Origin of the sequence: Rodentibacter sp. JRC1 (genome assembly GCF_020521555.1) — a bacterium.
Classification (GTDB): domain Bacteria; phylum Pseudomonadota; class Gammaproteobacteria; order Enterobacterales; family Pasteurellaceae; genus Rodentibacter; species Rodentibacter abscessus.
This window is the reverse complement of the sequence record NZ_BPWA01000002.1, coordinates 19,797-38,858: the sequence shown is the minus strand read 5'-3', so window position 1 is coordinate 38,858 and position 19,062 is coordinate 19,797. Positions and strand designations below refer to the sequence as shown.

Below are 19,062 nucleotides of genomic sequence, written 5' to 3'. Positions count from 1 at the left end.
CTTCCAGTTCCATTTTTTCAAGTTCAACCGCTTCTTTTTTCTCTGCGATAACTTGTGCAAGGTTTTCCTGTACTTTTTCTAGAAAACTCAGCTCTTTATCTTTAACAAATGAACGTAAAGATGAAAGGTTGCCTAGATATTTGGCGACAATATTTAATTCGTCCTGTTTAGTCATTTTTTCTCCTATACTAATTCTTTAATTTTTGGTGTAGGTTCTTCTTCCGGTGCGTGCCTTAAAATATTATTTTCATCTCGTCCACGTGGCGAGGTGGTTTCTTTTTCCTCGCTCAATTCAAGAGTTTGAGCCGACATTAATTCCTTATCTTCCTCTTGAATAATTTCTTTTGCGATTTGTTCAATTTCTTTTAAATCGTCAGCACTTAACTTTTCTGCAATCCTATCCGCTTCCTCGACAAGATCAGACACTTTTAGACCCTTATCTTGTTCATCAAGCACAATAATAACGGTTTTTTCCTGATCTTTGAATTCTTGTGCTTGAGCTAAGCCATTTAAAGTCAAAATTTCTGCCGGTTTATCGCCATCGCCCTGATTCAAGATAATGAAACGGGCATCTTCTGTCGCTTCGAGGCGGCTTTCGCCATAATGGATCTCTCCGCGATAAGGATTCACCGGAATAACAAGATTACCGGTATAACGCCCCTCTTCGTCTGTAGTCGCCAATAAAAGCTCACTTTCTTTCCCTTTAAAACTAATGCGGCTACTCTGAGTTAATACATTATCATCAAAGCGATCTTTAAAATTATAAACGTCTTTTAAATTCCTTGAGTTTTCCCACATTTGACTAGCTTCTGACAAAATCTCTCGCTTAATCGCTAAATCTTGTTCATAAGCGGTCATTCTTACGCCTGAATCAGCTTCTACCAGTTCCACATACCGCTCCCGGTCTGTGACATACATTTGCAAGTGATCTTTTACACGCGAAATATCAACATAAGCGTTTTTCATATCTACGAAATTTTTCATATTCGTATCTACATATAAAATCACATTTTCAAAAGAACCGCCTTGTGATGCCATACTTGTAATGGCATAACCCAAATCAATATGGCGATCAGCTTGATTATTTATCGGATCGAGTGTCCGCGCGCCATTACCAAAATCAGCTTGAATTTTCCCGTCTGCCGTACTAACGACTACGCCAAGTGCATTATTTTCTGTTGTTTTGTTCTTATCCGTAGCATTAATGCGGATAGTATCGCCCTCATAGAAAGATTGCTTTTCAATACGGAAGATCGCAAGATCCGCAGTTGAATCAATAACATTGAGCATTTTTCTTGATGTTCCATTATCAAGCCAAATTTCCCCCTCGTTGGAAACAGACTGAATTTGATAATACTGCTCGCCCATCTTCAAAACATTCCCGGTGTTTTCTTTCCATGTGCCAATAGTTTTTAAATCCGCTTCACTCAAATTTTCCCGGCGATAAATTGTCATTTCCACACCATTTTTTATCGCACCATTTTCAAATCGTGCCTTTTGAATCTCATTATTCAAGCCTATGCGGTGATGGTTCGTGGCTGTAATAATTTGTGTATTCTTTTGCGCTTGTTCGCTTCGGCTCATATAATCTTTAACGACATTTTGATAACTTGCCTCCGCTTTTTCAGCAATTTTTGAACTCGGCGCATCTTCCTGTTTAATCCTCGCTACATCATAAGTTTGTTTTTCAATAAGAGAAAGCGACTTCCTAATATCTTTATCAATCGCCACCGCTTCAACCGCACCGCGTAAAATATCATTAGATTGTCGCATAATCTGATTCATTTCCGCTTTCGCCACGTGCGAAAATTTTTGCCCTAATCGAAACACATCACCGGATTCAAGCGCAGAAAGCTGAGAATGGTCGCCGGATAAAACAATACGCCCTCCACGTTCAATTATCGTATTTAATAGCTCCGTTCCCGTTTTATTACCAATCATCGAGGATTCATCAATGATAAATAATGTTTTATCGAATCTTGATTGATCCTGCTTTGCCGTAATAAGAAAATTAGCAAAGGTATCACCGTCTGCAATTTGCTTACTTCGCAACAATTCCTCTTTTGCTTTATGCGTTGGCGCAAGTGCTTTAATGGTTATATCCGGTCTATGTTGCTCAATTAAAGAAGCGACAACATTGAGCTGATAAGTTTTACCTACCCCGGCTAAACCCTGTAAATTCACAATGCGATCTTTATTCGTCAAAATCATTTCTGCCGCATTGCGTTGTCCTTCATTGAGCGATGTTCCCTCAAGAAGTTTTTTCGCTTCCGGTAAAATAGCCTCTTGTGTTCCTATTCCTTTATCAAGAAGATTTAATAAATGTTTCTCTGTTTGTACGCTTTCTTTTAAATAAAAAGCGCTATAAAGATCTTTTGATTTACCGTCCATAGGGCGATAATCGCCTTTCTCAATACGTTCTGAAACATATTGCATAATCTCTTGTTTGCTAAACCGTCCGCTACTTTCAAGGCTCGCAATGAGGTTACTTGGTCGAAAAGACACCCAATCCCCTTTAGACTGAATCGCCTCGATTCGCGCATTAATCTCTTTTTTCATCCGGGAATTATCAAACGCTGCCCTCACCGATTCCGCTTTAATCGCATCAAGTGATGTCACCTCATACATATTTTCAAGGCTACGCGTTAAAGATATTTGGCTACGATGCAGATCAATTCGCTTGGCTATTACACTATCTGATGTCGCAGTAATCGCTAAAATACGATCTGCCCCTTTTTGTACATCTGAAAGGGTTTTATCATTAGTTTGATTATCCTGTAATACAGAAATAATCACATCACGCTCACCGCGTTGAGATTTTGCTACGGCTTCAACATACCCATAACCTAATTTCGTTTCTTCCCCGGCGTTTAGCGTGAATATCTTTCCTTGGCCATCTTCGAGTTTTATTTTTTGCTTAGTAAAGATATTCGGCTTAGAAATACCAATCACCGTTAAATCTTGATTGGCGCGAATACTATTGGTTTTCCCCATTGAATGAAGTTTATCCCCTACACGGATTTCAATGTCTCTTACATTCCTAAAAAGTTGGTATTCGCTATTAAGCCTTTTCATTTCCCAATCATTTTCACGCTCACCAGTCTGATTATTACGAATAGCAAGTGTTTTATCTTTACGTGAAACATCAAGAATCGTCCAACTTTCCACTTTTCCTTTATTGATACGCTCTATCGTATCGCCCTTTTGATAGTTAGACGGATTTTGATAGTCGGGTTTGCCGTTGGCATCGAGTTTTATATAAGCCGGTTCTTTAGATTGAATTGAAGTGGTTCTTTCTCCAAGTAAACCGTTATCTAACAGGGTTTGCCGGGTAAGTGCGGTCAATTTTTCCCTTAAATTAGTATTTGTGTTCGTTGCTTGAGAAACCTGCATAACCACGTTTTTACCGGTAAAAGCCAATCCCATATAGGCTTTTACAGCGACAGAAAGTTGATCGTTTTTATCTACATTATTCATCATCACGATATGCTTACGCTCTGCACTTTCTTTCAAAAGAGTATCATTTATGCCTAAATCAACTGCAAGATCACGCGTAAGTCCTTTTTGATTCCGTCCGCCCGTATCAAGCAAGACAACGGTATTTTGATGCGTATAGCTTTTAGAAAGTAACCCACTCATTGTATCTAAATTCATTTTCTCACTGCGATACAACGTCACTAATAAATTATTCTTATCTGCATAATCTGAACGGAGATAATCTGCTGCGGTAAAAACAAAGGTTTCTTTGTCTAATTTTCCATTCAGCATATTTTTTTCTTGATGATTGGCTACAACGACAATATGCGTTTTATGATTTTCATTAGCAAATGTTTGTAAATCGCTAACGAGTTTCGCATCGTAATCACGCCGCCCACGTACACTAAATAAATTCAAATTTTTGTGATCACTTTCAATTTTGGCCGCAATTTGAGACAGTGTTTCCGCGCGGAGGTGATGCACTTGATTATCGAGCTTTGAAACAAGTGCTGTCACCACTGATTCTTGCGATAAATGCGCCGGTGTTGTGAAATAATTTTGCTTGTTATCTGTAATAATTAATTCTTTTTGCTCAATTAGCTTGTCAATACGTTCACTTACCAATGACGAAAAACCACCGCCCTCAAAATAAACTTTATCGACAAGTTTATCGGCGATTTCTGCCCGACTAAATTTAGCCTTGGTTTTCGCAATCTCCGAGATAACTTCAGGCAAGGCTTTATCAATCGCAGCGGTTTGTTCTGTTTTTAATGTAAGTCGGGCTTGTAACTGTTCCGGGGTAACTTTGATGCTATTAATATCAAAATCTTTACCTAATAATTCATCCCACTTTTCTACCCACTCTTTCTTAACTTCATCTTGATTGGAAAAATCTTTTACATTCCGGGTATCTTTTGCGGCCACTCCCAATGATTTTTGGCTCGCATCGGGTTCAACACTTGCCAAAATTTCTTGACGGCGTGTTGAAAACTCTTTTAAAACTTCCGCCGGAATCCCTTTAATTTCCCATAAACCATTTTTTCCGGTATGTTCAAATTCAAAACCTTGTGCGGCTAATTCTTCTTTTAAAAATGAGCGATAGAGCTTGCCTAATGCGATCTTATTATTCCATGTAACCTCAACAAATCCCTGTTCATTCCCTACTTTATCCGTAGAAAGCGTTTTAAATTTCTCTGTAGTCGTATCATAAGTCGCATTCGCAACGATTGCGTGTGTATGTAAATGCGGTTCAAGATTTCGGTTAGTATCATGTAAAAAAAGTGCGGTCACTAAATTTTTCGTTTCAACAATATCTTTTTCTCGCGTTTCCATTGAGCGTGTAGAAGCAAGCGATTCAATTTCGGTCATCACTTTTTCAACCGCACTTTTATGCGCGTTTAATACGTCTTTATCCCCTTTAATAAGCGCTAAAAGCGACACGGATTTAGGTGCAGAAAAAGTATAGTCATATCCCGGTCTGTGAACATTTTCACCTTTTCGGATATGAGAGAGATCAGAACCATCAGGCAAATAACCCTCAAGCACTTGCTTAAATGTCTCTTTATCTACTGCCCCCTCAAGCCCTAAGCGTTTTGCTCCCTCACCAAACCATTTTGTACTTTGCTCACCGAGGAAATAATAATTATCCTCTTGAGAATAATAATTTGCTGCGCCACCGGAAGAACCTACTTTTGCCACTGATAACATGATTACATTTCCATATCTCTTAACGAATGTTTAAGGTTGTTCTCTACTTTGCCATTTTGATGTTCTTCATCTTTATAAATTGTGGTATTTTCCTGTTTTATCGGATCAACCTCTACCTGTTGCTCTTGAGCTGTCATTGTTGGCATCACTATTTCAGAACCACTCGCACTTGAAGAAGCCGCTCCATTAACGATTTTATTTGCCAACGCATCAAATTGATGACCCATATCCGCATGGCTAATCAGTTCATCTAAATTCTGATCAAATGCTGCCAATAAATCCCGTTCAATTTTACCTTCCGCAATTTTCTTAAATTCTTTCCGGGTAAGATTCACTTTCGCTACAGGTAAATCACCTTTAAGCACAACATAGCACTGCAAATCATCTAGTCGCTGAATATCCGAATAATTCACAATATTTTCATCTTGCTCATCTTTTGAGAAGTTTACACCGTCCCGGATTGTATCTACACCATAGCTATATTGGTCTTTAAATTTCTTTTGTCTAATTTCGCCTATTTCACTTTGCACCCACCGGGCCACCTCGCCACTTGGCGCACGAAAATAGGCTTTAGTGTTTAATAAGTCCCAAATCGCTTGTGCTTTATCCTTACCGTAAATGGCTTGTAATTGGGGAAAGTTTTGAATCCCAACCAAACTTACCCCCCCAAATTTACGCGCCTCAGAAAGATACTCTAAAATTTTTGGTACGTTGTTCAGACTCGGTAATTCGTCTAATAACGTCCATACGCGCCGACCAAGGTCGGCTTCAAGGGCAAGAACATTTTGCATCGCAATATTTAGCCATGCCGTAATTAGTGGTTTTATTGATTCATGCACACGCCCATCACTGGATAGAAATATCCAAACATTATCGCCCGTGTTATTAAGCCACTTCCGGATAGAGAATTTAGGTTTACCCGGTTTATCTAACCCTTGGCAAAGTCTCAACGATTTTGCATAAGTCGCAAGAACAGTACGAATAGTTACAGCAGTTTTTTCAATACTACCATCTACTAAATTAACCGCATCAGTCCCCCTTAGAATCTCTTTTAAATCATTCAAAGAAATTGAAAGTAAATGATTTAAAAGCAATCTAATTGAACGATTTGGATCATTACGCATCGCCTCAGCCGTTGAAACAAAAAGCATACGAGCAGAAAGCACCCAAAACGGATCACCACCCCCCTGCCCCTCAGAAAATAGGGCTTCAGCAAAGTTTTCTAAATCAACTTTATCTTTGCACTCTTCCCATAAATCCCAGTTAGGACAACGTTCATCAATAGGGTTTAAAATCACGTCCGTCCCATCTCGATAAAAAATAGGGATAAAGTTATTTCCCCGGTCATAAATAATGCCGCGTTGTTCGTCTTTCCGAGCTTGTTCTAACAGCCCATTGATTACTGTTGATTTCCCCGTTCCTACTGTTCCGTGTAATGCAATATTTTGAACTTCACTGTTTTTGACAAGGTGTAAATCACCAATTTTAAGAGGGGATAATTTCCCTAACTTTTTAAGTAGCTTATTCACATGGGCGGCATCAGATGCAAGATAACGCCCCCCAATTAATTCATCTTTACGTTGTAAACTCCCTTTTCTACCTAAATACCAAAAAACACCGCCAATAATGATAAAAAAGACTAAAAGAGAAACGCCCCACCCAAAAAATGCGTGAGTTTTTAGTAATTCTGCACACTTGATAAAATAACCGTCATTTAATACCTGTGCGCCAGTACGCGTAAATTCAACGGTATTCCCTTGAGCGGTGACCCAATTAAAATGATAAAGCTGATCGCCTTGCGATTTAACAAGACGACCTTTTAGCACCAAAAGCCAATACATTGCGCCGTGTTTAATGTGAATCCATTTCATCACACTAAACAGATAAATAAAAAATGCACCCGCACTTGGGATCAAGCTCCAATAAACAACAATATTTGTGATCTGTATAAACATACTGATCATATATTTAATAACTTGACCGCCTTGCGTAATATTGCGTGCATCTAAACTCATTTTTCCGTCCTATCACTATCGGTAAAATTAAATTTCAATCCAAAATATTGATCAATTTGCTTGTCTAATTGATCAATATTTTGGATTCTGCCCCTGCGGCATAGAGCAGAATCCCGGTTAATGTCATTCAGAAAGGAATTTCACCAAAATCATCAGGTTCTTTAGTCGGTACTGGCTTTCCTTTTGCCTTAGCATAAGCATTATTAGTCGGTGCTTTTTCCTGCCCCTGATTTTCAGTGCCTAAGTTATTTTTACCTTGTGCAGTACCTAACATTTGCAAGACATCACCTTGAATTTCAGTTGTATAGCGATCTTGCCCATTTTGGTCTTGCCATTTACGCGTGCGTAATCGTCCCTCTACATAAACTTGTGAACCTTTACGCAAGTATTCACCGCAAATTTCAGCTTGGCGGCGATAAAATACGATACGATGCCACTCTGTTATTTCTCGGCGTTCTCCGGTGTTACGATCATTCCAACTTTCACTAGTCGCTACACTAATATTGGCGACAGCATCACCATTTTGCATTGCTCGCATTTCCGGGGCATTTCCTAAATGCCCCACTATAATGACTTTGTTTACTCCTGCCATATTGTTTGTTTCCTTCTTAAATTAATTGTTATCTAAATCATTTATTCCTAAACGTTCTTCTAATGCTTCATTTGGTGTTCCATATTCTTCACTTAACTCCCATTGAGAGCTAAATTTATCAAACTGTCCGAAAGGTAATGGAAAATTGTCAGGAAATCGTATATTCGCTTGCTGAAAAAAAGCGATAATATCTTCAGCTAACATCACCTTTTGTTGTTGGAGCGTTTCTTTAAGTACAGTTAAATGCTCCATATTGAGCGCAAAAAATTGTTGAAGTAAATCTTCTTGCTTATTTTTCAATACAAGAAGCTGTTCATTATTATGCTTTGCCTCAAACTCTGATTGAGCATCAGGATAAAAAATCTCGGTGAAATAGTTGCTCAAATATGATTTAGCAGCATTAAGCCAACGTTGATGATCTTCTATTGAACCAAGTGTATTATCATTTAGTAACGTAGATTCTCCCACTCGCCCACCTAAAATCATCAACATTTGCCATTCAGAAAAAAGACGAGAAAAAGTGACCCCTTTTGAAATAACACCTGTTACATAACCAAGGCTATTTGTATGATCGGTTTGAGTTTTTACTTCCGCTTTCACTCCGTTAGGTAATTGACCAAGTGCGGCATAAACTAGCAAATGCCCGGCTTCATGAGCTGCAATACGATGAAGATCTTTCAATGTGCAATTTTTAGTAGCAGAGGCAAACCCTTCTTCACCTTTTTCAATTTCTCTCAATGAATTTTTTAATAAACTTCTTGATAAATTTTTTATCGTTATTTTTACAATTATCGAAATAAGAAATCCAATTGCTAAACAGAGAAAATATAACGTATAAAAAAAACTTTCATAATTTCTAACACCGGAACGAATATCATTTAATAAAGATAAAGAAATATCAAAAGTATATGGTCCAAATGCTATAAAACATCCAAATCCTAATGTGACGAACGACCACATAAGAGTATCAGATAATAACTCTGTAAACGAAATGAATATTTTCATAATTTTTTTCCTTAGTTTAAGTATTGTGAAAGTCATTGTTATAAGTATCATTTGAATAACTAAATGAGTTGTCAGTTGAATTATTCAAATCTATTCCATAAGGATTACCGCAAACATCAACACCTCCAGACATCGGTAAGCCTGTAGCCGGATTTATATCATTTGCAGTTGAAGATGACTCAAAAAGGCTACGACTAGAGCCATGACTATTACTGCCAATATACAGATTCCCAACCATTGGTGAGCCTGTAGCCGGATTGATTATCGAATTAGAATCAGACGAGCCAAAATGACCTTTCTTTTTAAGATATTCCTGATATTCATCTTTCGTCATCACTCTAAAACCGACTTTATCTTTTAGCTTTTTGAAAAATGAACGTAGTTTTTTCATAATTTCACCCCTTAATCTTTTTCATCAAATCGTTTGTTATTTGATTTTTCCCGGTTATCTGCAAATTTTTCTGCATCATTTGCCATTACTTTATTTGCTCCTGCCTGCACATCATACCCCTGTCTTATAACCCCATTTCTTTCACTATGGGGATCAAGCCCAACGATAGGATCAGTTTTAATCCCCAAATTGCTCGCTTCTTCTTCAAAATTTCTTCCCTGACTTCCAACATAATTTTCAACTTGTCCGGCATTACCACCGCTAAAACGACCTTGTGAACCCAACACTCTCACACCATTACCATCATGAATATTTCTCAACGATGCTTCAAATTGTGCGGCATATTCATTTATCAGCTCGGTTCTAATTTCTCTCGCTTCAGCAGAGCCACTGGTTAGAATATTACCGACATTTTCATCACCTAAGCGCGTTCTCGCATAATCTACAAATTCTTGTTCTAAGCGATGTTGGATATTCAAACGTTGAGATTCTGTTAAATTAGCTGCTTCTGATAATACACGCTCTCTACTTTGTGTGGCCGTAAATCCGCTAAAGTTTTCATAAGCACTACGCATAGAATCTTGTGTATTCTGAATGAGGCTGCGTAATTGTGAATCTTGAACATGACTTGTATTGATTTCACTAAGTTGTCTTGTTTTCTCTGCAAGCTGTGATGTATTCCAACTATCATCTTTCGAGTAGGTATATGCTGAATCTTTAGATTTCGATACCTCTTCATTATTAGCATCATGTATTTGATATGATGTATTTACTTCTCCTTGCACACCGGCTTTTGCTGTTGCGCCATTACCAAATAATGTAAACCCGCCACTAGCCTCTGCACTTGCTGTTGCTCTAATGCCCCCACCTGTGCTATTTACCCTATTCGTTAATGTACTATCTAGGTTTCTTGTTGAATCAGTAGCTGAATCTCTTGTAGATGCTCCATGATTTTCTTGAGCTGTATTTTTCAGCGCATTAATATCACTTTCAGTTAGCCCTTTTTGAATCAAATCTTGATGGCTATAGTTTCTCAGTATTTGACTTGCCGAATCATGAGCATTTGTCACGGAACTGCGATAACCTTGCATAAATTGCTCTGATTGGCGTTGTAAGGCTTGAACCGAAGAAGTTAAACTTGCATCAAGCATACGCCCTGAATCGAAGCTAAACGGCAATTTAGAAATAGAACCCGTACTATCTAACACCATAGAACCGTCTGCGGTCATCGTTTGTGTTGCGCCATTTGCTAATTGAATCGTACTCATTCCGTCTCTATAAACTGAATTCAAATCTACTTTATTCCCATTGATATTGTTCATTTGCATGTTGCCCCAGTTATAATTCCCGGCTGCTGTATTTGCCGCATCTGCGGAAGTCGAACTGGCAAGCATATTCCCCAAATAAGATCCTGCACTCGCAATATTTTGTCCGAGGTTTGTTACTAACTTAAAGCTCAAAAATGGGATAGATAACATCAACCACATCGCCATTCCTGCAATCGTTGTCGCGTTTTCTTTTACTTTATCCATGTTCTGTAAAGTAAATTCTTCACCGTTCATAACGTGTGCTGTTAATGTCGTAATAATGCTATTAAACACTGCAAATAAAACTGGCCACATCATTAAACTAAATAAGACGGATAGATAGTTTTTAATAACGCCCCAAGCCACTTCACGGATAAACATTGCCAATACCATAATAGGGAAAATACCAATCATTAAGGTTAAAAAAACTGTATGCAATGCCGGCAATGTTTTACCTGCAACTTGATAACTCGATTGATGGGCTAGTTTCATCTTAGTTAAAGATTGCTCCGAGGCTTGTGCAATAAGTTCAGCACTGCCATCAAGTGATGCCGGATAACGCTCTAATGCACGGCGATAAGAATTAACCAACATATTTTGCGTATAAATTTCAGAAGCCGATTTACTCGATTTCATAAAATATTGCTGAATATTGCTAATCTTGTTGTTATATTCATTTAATGATGCCGGATTCGATGATTTAAGCCCTAAACTACTCATTAATTGTCTAATCGGTGATTGGCTAGAAGCATATTTGTTCATTTCCGTTGCGATTGCTCGCCCGGCTGTCGCACAACTTTGCAAACTGGTTGTACCGTTTTGAGTAAATTTCACATAATCTGAAGCACTACCGGCATATAGCGTATTAACTAAGGCTTTATTATTCATTAAAGCATTAAAAGAGTTTGAACCTTTGATCATATTGCGCTCAATAACGCAACTTTGAATATAGTGATTTAAATTACTAGATAGCGTTTCATCTGAAGGTTTTAAATAGAACGATTCTCCCAATAACCGCTGACCGAATAATAACCCTGTTTTAGTATATTGAACATCTGCCGGAGAAGAAAAAAATAAGTCGTAAGTTTGAGCAATGGCATAGCCAACTTTAGTTGATAAATACAGCGGAAATGCCACCCCTAAAGGCACATTATTAATGGTTTTAACCACCGTAGGATTGGCTAAATCTCGAATAATGATTCGTTCTTTTGGCGTAAGCAGTATTGCATTAATTAAAACAAAACCGAATAACCAATAAAACATCGTACGCAAATCCCGCCCCTTGATGTAAAGGATTGCTGCCGTAAAAACACCAATAAATTCTGCGATTTTGATTAATGAAAACCATGTATCATTATTCACAAATGCTGCAACTGCATTAAATGCTTGCGCGAGGATATCTACACCATCTAAAACAACGATTTCCATTGCCATAGTTCTTACCTTACTTATTCGCCAAAATTCAATTTGCTACCGTATTGTGGCGCAATTTGTTTACGTAAAATTTGCATTTGCTCAAGCACTGATATATAGCCGTCTTGTTGGATTTGCACTTTGTTTAATGTGTTACTCAAACGTTCTCTTACATTTTTAACCCGATCCTGAAATTGTTTTACTTCTTCATCAGAACCTAATGTTTTTGAACTGGCTAATTCCGTCACACTAACAAGCCCATTTACATATTCAAGTGCGTGATTTAAGGCTAGATATTGTGATAGATTGAGAACAAACTGACTATCGGCACCGGACATCGCGACATCTTTAATATGGCGATAAATCGGGATTCGCGTATTATTGATAAAGTTAATTTCATTCTGTTTTAATGGCACATCTGCCACAACTGAATCGTAGATGCGTGAAATGATTTCTTTAACTTTATTAACTAACCCATTTTTCTCTTGAATAGTGACCTTTGATTTTGTTGGCTGTAAGCATTCTGAAGTATCATTACAACGATACATCGTGGCCGTACCGCCATAAAGTAGTGTACTGATTAATTCATCGGTTACACCCAAAGAGGGTAAAACATTCATATTACCCTTGGCATCGTAAATCGTTGTTCCGACCATCGTCATCATCATTTCTTTAAGTTCGCGATCATTTGATACAACTTGATTAATACGATTAAACGCACGCCATACAGTATTAGTATTACGAGGGATTTCTTCATCTCGTTTTTTAGCTTTTGGGCTATTTAGCACTTTATTTGATTCACCTCCAACCCCACAACGCTGTCTTGTTTGTAAGAAGTCTGAAAACATATTATTTTCTGAGGCAACCGAGGTACAGGCTTGTTGATCTTGGGCTAAACGTTTACCGACAATCCCCCCTACAAGGGCTTGTGCGGCTTGGCAAGTTGAAATGTTAAGATTATTAATATCATTTGCCATCGCTTGAAGTTTATCCATGACCATCTTACATTGCGGACAAGTGGTTTCTAACGCCAAATCAAACGCATAGCCAATCGCATTACTCATAATCATTTTGGCCATCGCTTGAAGTTGCTCACTATTGATAAATGAGAACGCCCCTAAATAGGCATCAATCCCCCCACAACCTGCACTAATACTTGGCAATGTGATAGAAATCAGTTGGATATTTCTTGTTGGTACACGAGCAAAAAAAGCCCCTCCGGTTAAATATCCTGCACTTTGTCCTTGCATCACTGTCGGAGAGGTATAATTAGCGCCGCCTCCTAAATCATTAAAGAATTTATTTAAGTCCGCATTCACATCAGCATTTGCCATACTGGATAATAAAAAAACCGATAGCACTAACGCTTTACGAAATAACTTACGCATTATTTCCCCTCCCCTACTGGCATTTTCTCAATCCCTTTAAGATTTTTATCAATATACAAAAACGTTTCATCTAATCGCTGTGCAAGGGCATATTGAGATAAATCCCCTTGTGAAATTGGCAATGTCACCAAATTATTCACATTAATGATAAAATCGGTCGGCGTAGCTCTTGGCAGTTCCGCAAAAAATTCTCTTAATACCTCTTCAGTTGCATCAAAAACCACCGGGAAAGATTCATCACCTTGTCCGTCAAAACTGTACGTCACAACAGGTATTCCGACCTGCTCTGAAAGCTGTTTTAGTTTTGGATTAAACTGTCTGCAATATGTGCAGGTACTCGACATAAAATGTACAATACGCCAATCCGTAATATCTACACGTTTTCCATTGGAAAGAGTAATAAAGCGACGCTCTTTGGGCTGTATCACTTCTTTTTTCTCAGGTGCTTGCTGAGATTGTCTTGCTAATTTTTCTTGATCCAATTTTTCAATCATTTCCAAGGTTGAATTAGCTATTCCATAAGTTGGCAATAAAAGTGTAAATAGCAAAATCAGATAATTCTTTTTCATTATTGGCTTCCTTTTAAATTTTAGGTTTAAATTCACTCACTACATTCAATACTCGTCTTGCAAGGTCATCAGGCGTAATAAAGCCATAAGCAAGCGGCTTATATTCCCCTCTTGTCGGATTAACAAGAAAAATCGCCGGAAAATGATTAACGCTCATTTTGGCCGCTTGCCCCATATCCTTTCTAGAATTAGGAAATTCTGCACTAATCCGCCCATCAACTGAGATAGGGATAATGGTGAGCTTATATTGAGCTGAAAAATTTTTCACAACCTCCGCTAATTTGTTATCAATCGGATTATGGCCACGATAGAAAAAGAAAAATCCGTATCGCTGATTAACATACTCAATCGCCTTAGCCTCTTCTTTCCGGCGCATTGTTTCTTTAATGGGTACAGTCGCGTTATAGAATGAGTTTTTTAAGTTGTAATCCAAATCAGGGTATTTCAGCAGCATTTCTTCCCACTTCATTGAAAATGCAGTAGCCTTTTCAACAAAGTAATCTTGATATACTTTGTAAATAGCGATGTTATCGGCTGTTGGGTTCATAATGGCCGTATCTCGCGCTTCTTTAAGTTTTTTCTGAATTAACTCCAACTGCTCTGATGGTGATAATTCTTTTAAAGCTGAAGAAATTTCAGGCTGTGGTTTTACTGGCTTTTCTTTAGGTGGTTTAGGTAAATTATAAAATTGCCAACCGACAGCAGGCTTATAATCTGTGCTAGGCGGCTCATTTGCATAAGCACCCCCGGCAAATAATATAGACATAAACAAAACTTGATATTTATTCATCTATACCGCCCTATTTCTCTTGTAATTGATTAATAATAGAATTTCTCATGTGTTCCATGATCTGTTGTTTATCCGGTAAATGAGTGCGCTCATTTAATTCATCATAGAAATCGGAATAATCCATTGCATTAAAATCAATTCGCTGTAACTCATCGACTGTAATCCCACGACAATCAGGATTTTTCGCCCCCCCAAATCCAATGCCTAATTGACCGGAACGCCCTTGATATTGAATAATTCGGGCTAATTTATTATCAAATACACAATACCCACTTTTCCGTTGAACACATTTTTTCAATATTTTTTTAGAGCAGAATGTACCAACATAAACTACTAATTTTTTCTCTTTAGCTTTACCTAGTGCATTTTCCTCAGAATTACATTTTGCAAGCCCAGCTTTATTCCCCCAACCGCTATCTTTACAGCAATCACTAAAGCCAAAACCGGATTTCCGGCAAAACATCGCTTTACCACTAAATGCTTTTAAATGATCCGGATCAAGCCCTACATCTTTCCCAGCTTGTGCAACGGTCGCTAATTGACTAACTGCATGACCAAAATCAGTGTTCACACTACCCTCTAAATCGGCACAAGAACCATCACTACAGAAGAATTTATCACCGCAAATATAGCCATCTGTTTTTGTTGTAGTTTGGCATTGATATTTAATTCGATGCCGTGTGCAAGAACCGTTATTATTTAAAATACATTCTCTCTCACCCACCGTACAATTTGGGTTACTTTCATATTTTTTACATTCATTATCACTTACTTCACTAACCAAATACTCTGTTTGTTTTTCCCAACATTCACTGTATAAATCAAACTTTTTATCATCTTTAAAGAAAGTTCTATTCCCACCCGGAGAAGTACACTTTTCATTTATTTTAATCAAATTGCTATCATCAAAATTTCCACATGAATTAACCCACTCAATTTCAGGTTTCAATGTATTTTCCTCTTCCAAGAATGTAATCTCAATCTCTGCATTTTTATTGTTATTATTACGCTTAAACCCCGGAAGATTATTATTAGTAATAATACTTTTATAAACGCCAGCAACCCATACAGCAAGAAAACCATAAACATCTTGAGATTTAATTAATATATTAAAATATTGACTACCATCTACTTTATAGTTTTCAATTTTATTTGATTGATATTCCATTACATTAGGGAACACCCATCCTCTTTCATTCCATCTCCCATTATCTTTTTTTTGGTATCCAGATATATACTTGGTTGTTCCTCCAAAAACATCAAAACTAGAAGATTCATATTGAGTTTTATAAATAGTTTTATCTTGTACTAAAATAGGATTAACCCATTCCAAAATAACTTTATACCCTTTAATAATGGCATTATTATACGGAAAATAGAATTTTAGAAATGATTGGTGTGTATTTTTATCATTACCGCCATCTTCTAATTTAAATCTCTCTACCTTTTCTTTTAATTCTTTTTTCCCTGTCCACTTTACTAATGCAGTATTTTTACAAACTTTATTTATTGCTTGGTCTTTTTCGCAAAAATGAGAAGTAAATAATGTTTTACTCAAGACTTTATTCACGCACTGACCATCTTTTATTCCTGATATAACCTCTGCATTCGCTCTGATGTTATTAGAAGATTGAATAAAATCGCTGTCTTGTGAAATATCCACCTTAGGATTATTTATAATGCTGCTTTTTATTGCTTTACCACTTTCAGAATTTTCTAGCGCATTCATACCTGTTGCGGTTAAATTAGGATTACCACCTTTAACCCCGGTATAATATTGACTTTCTTTAGGGCGAGCCTGATACCCCTGTATTTGGCTTGGCTGAAAATCTTTCATAATCTGTTGTGCATTACTATTATTACCCTTTCCAACATCACGACCTTGATTAAAGGCTTCATTCATACTGGTTGCAAAAGCCATATTGGAAACCAAAAGAGAAAATAAAAAATAGCCTTTCTTCATCATTTGCATTCTCCTTGATTCGCTATCAAATCTAATGCTTGTTTTAAATCTACGTTGCCATAAATTACATCAAATTTTTGGCCGCACTTTTTTACTAATGCCGGAACAGCTTGTATGTCATAATGCTCAAAACGTAGAGGATCAACGAGCATTCCCTGAACGTTGTATTTTTGTGCAAGATATAAAATGGCTTTTGCTGTACGTTTCATATCGTTATGGATTAAACCACGAATATAAACAGGTATTTTTTGATGCTCTGCTGCGCGAATTAGCGTGACAAGTTGTTTTTCCGGAATAGAAAAAGAAACGAAGTAAGCTAATTCATTTTCCTTATCTTCAACCGGGGGAAATTCTGTTTGAGCATAATCTTGAGCATGAACACTCAAACTAATCCCCAAAATCAATCCAATAAAAAACTTTTTCATACCTACTCCTAAAACATCACGCAATTACGCTTTTTCCAAATCAAATAGCCATAGTTTTTTGATGTTGTTGGAGTGTCTTTCCCCAATTGCCAACGCATCACACTACGCCCATAAGGGTGACAATTATTTGCATCAGGAATTGGATTAATGAGCTGATAACGATAACGTTCTTTGGGTACAATCGGTGCCGGATATTGGAAACAAACAGCCGTATTCTCGCCAATTGTATCTTGCACTACTCCTTGTCTATGTAATTTGAAATTCATTCGTTCAGAAAGAAGCACCGCCTGATCTAATGGCGAGTTTTCGCGATTAGCCGACCCGGTGAAAGGATAAATAGACCCATGACTACCGGCACACCAAAATAGGAAATCCAACGGTAAATGCGTTTCCGCAGCTATGGCATCAGCAATACAAGCAAATTGAGCAATTGGATTACCAAAAATAGCGGCTTCCGGATTAACATAAAGTGACAGGGTATCGTCATTCCACATTGGATCAAGCTCGGAGAGATAAGCAATATCATAACTCCCCCCTTGCATACACATATCATCGGTAAAAATACCTAGCCAACTGATAAGCGGATATTTATACCAATGCACATGATAAAAAGAGCCATTTCTTGTTTTAGAATTTGTTGAAGTTGAACTACCAATTACAGTTTTCTTTAAACCGCCAATTTTCATTCCCCCCATATTGACCATACACATAGGTGAACGAGATATATCTGTGGTCGCTACAGGCTCCCAAAATCCAACAGCAATACCAATACGTTGAAAAATAGGGGGCGGAAAAGGACAGCGCTGAATAGGGCTTGATGGATTTCGTGTGTCAGGCAAACCACTTGATGAAACTTTTACGCTACCAATGCTCATCGGAAATAGACACTTCCAACAAACATCAGTGATAGGATTTACCCAACGACCATCACAAATCGCATCGGCCAAGCTATTCTGACTAAAAAAAGCCATTCCTAGCGCGATAGAAATCTTTTTCAACATTTTCATTTCAAACCAAACTCCCGAATCCGTAACAGTTTTTTACCGGGCATTTCATCAATCACACTAGGTACAGCCTTAATGCCAAAGCGATTCACTAATGCTCCATTTTGGTCAAAATATAAATCAACATCTAATTTCTCAGTTGCTTCGCGCAAATCCCCATTAAGTAAAATGATTTTTACAATTTCAGTTTCAGGTTTGAATGATTTAAGCCATTCAATTTGCTTTTCATCGTCACCATCAATAAAAACCAAAGTGCGAGCAAAAGGAACAGTGTCAAAAGGATTAACCACTTGCCCTTTATGTGCGAAAACTTGCCCTTTATGATCAGCAAGATCGCGTTCAACGGTATAAGAGGGATCAAAACTTCGCATACTATCTACTTTAGCAACTGGCAAAATGACTGGCGGCGGTCTTAATGCATTTTCAGTCACTCGTTTTTTTACTTCTTCTTGGATTTCAGCTTCTGACTTACCTTCAAATTCTGCTTTTAAGAGTTCATCAATCAGGCTCAGTAAGTTTTGTTCCTGAATAGCCCAAACATCACCTATTTTTCCCAAGTCCTTTGCAGAAACAGAGAGAGAAAGAAAAATAAGAGGTAACAAGCCATATTTTTTCATAGTATTACTCTTGCTTTTTTTTCATTTTCTGAGCGATTTTCCGTTGAATATCAGCAGTTTTATCTTCTACGTTAGAAACAACCGCCTCTTTAACCAACACAATATAATTTTGCGCCTCATATTCTTTAATGACTGAATCTAAAGCGAGGTTATAGCGCTTAACCATCATATTTTTTTGGTTTTCATCAATGTTTAGTGTCGCTACCTGTTTTAAAAATGTATTAGTTGTCGATTTAATATCAAAAGAAACAACCTTAGGTGATGAAAAGAAAAAATGATTAATTGCTAAGGCAAGTATCAGCACTAAAAACAGTGCAAGAACCTTGTCAATTTTTTTCATCATCGAAGAAAATCGAGAAACCTTTTCCTCTGTTGATACTTCTTCTTGATCTGTCATAA

Annotated in this window: 15 protein-coding genes; all 15 read right to left on the bottom strand. The window is 37.5% G+C overall.

Annotation, left to right across the window (positions count from 1 at the left end; all coding sequences use genetic code 11):
- The coding region (locus tag HEMROJRC1_RS10960) for a hypothetical protein (RefSeq protein ID WP_374707309.1) at positions 1–175 on the bottom strand (175 nt) is incomplete at its 3' end.
- 8 nt (positions 176–183) lie between these two features.
- Positions 184–5,184 carry a MobF family relaxase gene (gene mobF / locus HEMROJRC1_RS10860; RefSeq protein WP_226693029.1) on the bottom strand — a complete coding sequence of 1,667 codons (5,001 nt, stop codon included), beginning with the start codon at positions 5,182–5,184 and terminating at the stop codon, positions 184–186.
- A gap of 2 nt (positions 5,185–5,186) precedes the next feature.
- On the bottom strand, positions 5,187–7,199 hold the full coding sequence (gene traD / locus HEMROJRC1_RS10855; RefSeq protein ID WP_226693028.1) for a type IV conjugative transfer system coupling protein TraD: 2,013 nt from the start codon (positions 7,197–7,199) through the stop codon (positions 5,187–5,189).
- Between the two features lie 127 nt (positions 7,200–7,326).
- Positions 7,327–7,791 (bottom strand): single-stranded DNA-binding protein, encoded by a 465-nt coding sequence (gene ssb, locus HEMROJRC1_RS10850; RefSeq protein ID WP_226693027.1) that lies wholly within the window; start codon positions 7,789–7,791, stop codon positions 7,327–7,329.
- A gap of 21 nt (positions 7,792–7,812) precedes the next feature.
- Complete coding sequence (locus tag HEMROJRC1_RS10845; RefSeq protein WP_226693026.1) at positions 7,813–8,796, bottom strand: hypothetical protein; 984 nt, start codon at positions 8,794–8,796, stop codon at positions 7,813–7,815.
- A 16-nt stretch (positions 8,797–8,812) separates the two neighbouring features.
- The gene (locus tag HEMROJRC1_RS10840) at positions 8,813–9,187 is read right to left on the bottom strand and encodes a hypothetical protein (RefSeq protein WP_226693025.1); all 375 of its coding nucleotides are present in this window, start codon (positions 9,185–9,187) and stop codon (positions 8,813–8,815) included.
- Positions 9,188–9,198: 11 nt separating this feature from the next.
- On the bottom strand, positions 9,199–11,928 hold the full coding sequence (locus HEMROJRC1_RS10835) for a conjugal transfer protein TraG N-terminal domain-containing protein (RefSeq protein ID WP_226693024.1): 2,730 nt from the start codon (positions 11,926–11,928) through the stop codon (positions 9,199–9,201).
- A gap of 14 nt (positions 11,929–11,942) precedes the next feature.
- The gene (locus tag HEMROJRC1_RS10830; RefSeq protein ID WP_226693023.1) at positions 11,943–13,295 is read right to left on the bottom strand and encodes a conjugal transfer protein TraH; all 1,353 of its coding nucleotides are present in this window, start codon (positions 13,293–13,295) and stop codon (positions 11,943–11,945) included.
- Positions 13,295–13,864 carry a type-F conjugative transfer system pilin assembly thiol-disulfide isomerase TrbB gene (trbB, locus tag HEMROJRC1_RS10825; RefSeq protein WP_226693022.1) on the bottom strand — a complete coding sequence of 190 codons (570 nt, stop codon included), beginning with the start codon at positions 13,862–13,864 and terminating at the stop codon, positions 13,295–13,297. The genes HEMROJRC1_RS10830 and trbB overlap by 1 nt, the downstream gene beginning before the upstream one ends.
- Before the next feature lie 13 nt (positions 13,865–13,877).
- Positions 13,878–14,654 (bottom strand): type-F conjugative transfer system pilin assembly protein TraF, encoded by a 777-nt coding sequence (gene traF, locus HEMROJRC1_RS10820; RefSeq protein ID WP_226693021.1) that lies wholly within the window; start codon positions 14,652–14,654, stop codon positions 13,878–13,880.
- 10 nt (positions 14,655–14,664) lie between these two features.
- Positions 14,665–16,620, bottom strand: a complete 1,956-nt coding sequence (locus tag HEMROJRC1_RS10815) for a conjugal transfer protein TraN (protein ID WP_226693020.1) — start codon at positions 16,618–16,620, stop codon at positions 14,665–14,667.
- Entirely contained in the window at positions 16,617–17,042 is a 426-nt protein-coding gene (gene trbC / locus HEMROJRC1_RS10810) for a type-F conjugative transfer system pilin assembly protein TrbC (protein ID WP_226693019.1), read from the bottom strand. The genes HEMROJRC1_RS10815 and trbC overlap by 4 nt, the downstream gene beginning before the upstream one ends.
- 8 nt (positions 17,043–17,050) lie before the next feature.
- The gene (gene traU / locus HEMROJRC1_RS10805; RefSeq protein ID WP_226693018.1) at positions 17,051–18,049 is read right to left on the bottom strand and encodes a conjugal transfer pilus assembly protein TraU; all 999 of its coding nucleotides are present in this window, start codon (positions 18,047–18,049) and stop codon (positions 17,051–17,053) included.
- Positions 18,046–18,663 carry a type-F conjugative transfer system protein TraW gene (gene traW / locus HEMROJRC1_RS10800; protein ID WP_226693017.1) on the bottom strand — a complete coding sequence of 206 codons (618 nt, stop codon included), beginning with the start codon at positions 18,661–18,663 and terminating at the stop codon, positions 18,046–18,048. Before traW ends, traU begins: the two co-directional genes overlap by 4 nt.
- Before the next feature lie 4 nt (positions 18,664–18,667).
- Positions 18,668–19,060, bottom strand: coding sequence for a TrbI F-type domain-containing protein (locus HEMROJRC1_RS10795; RefSeq protein WP_226693016.1), 393 nt, complete (start codon positions 19,058–19,060; stop codon positions 18,668–18,670).
- Between the last annotated feature and the right edge of the window lie 2 nt (positions 19,061–19,062).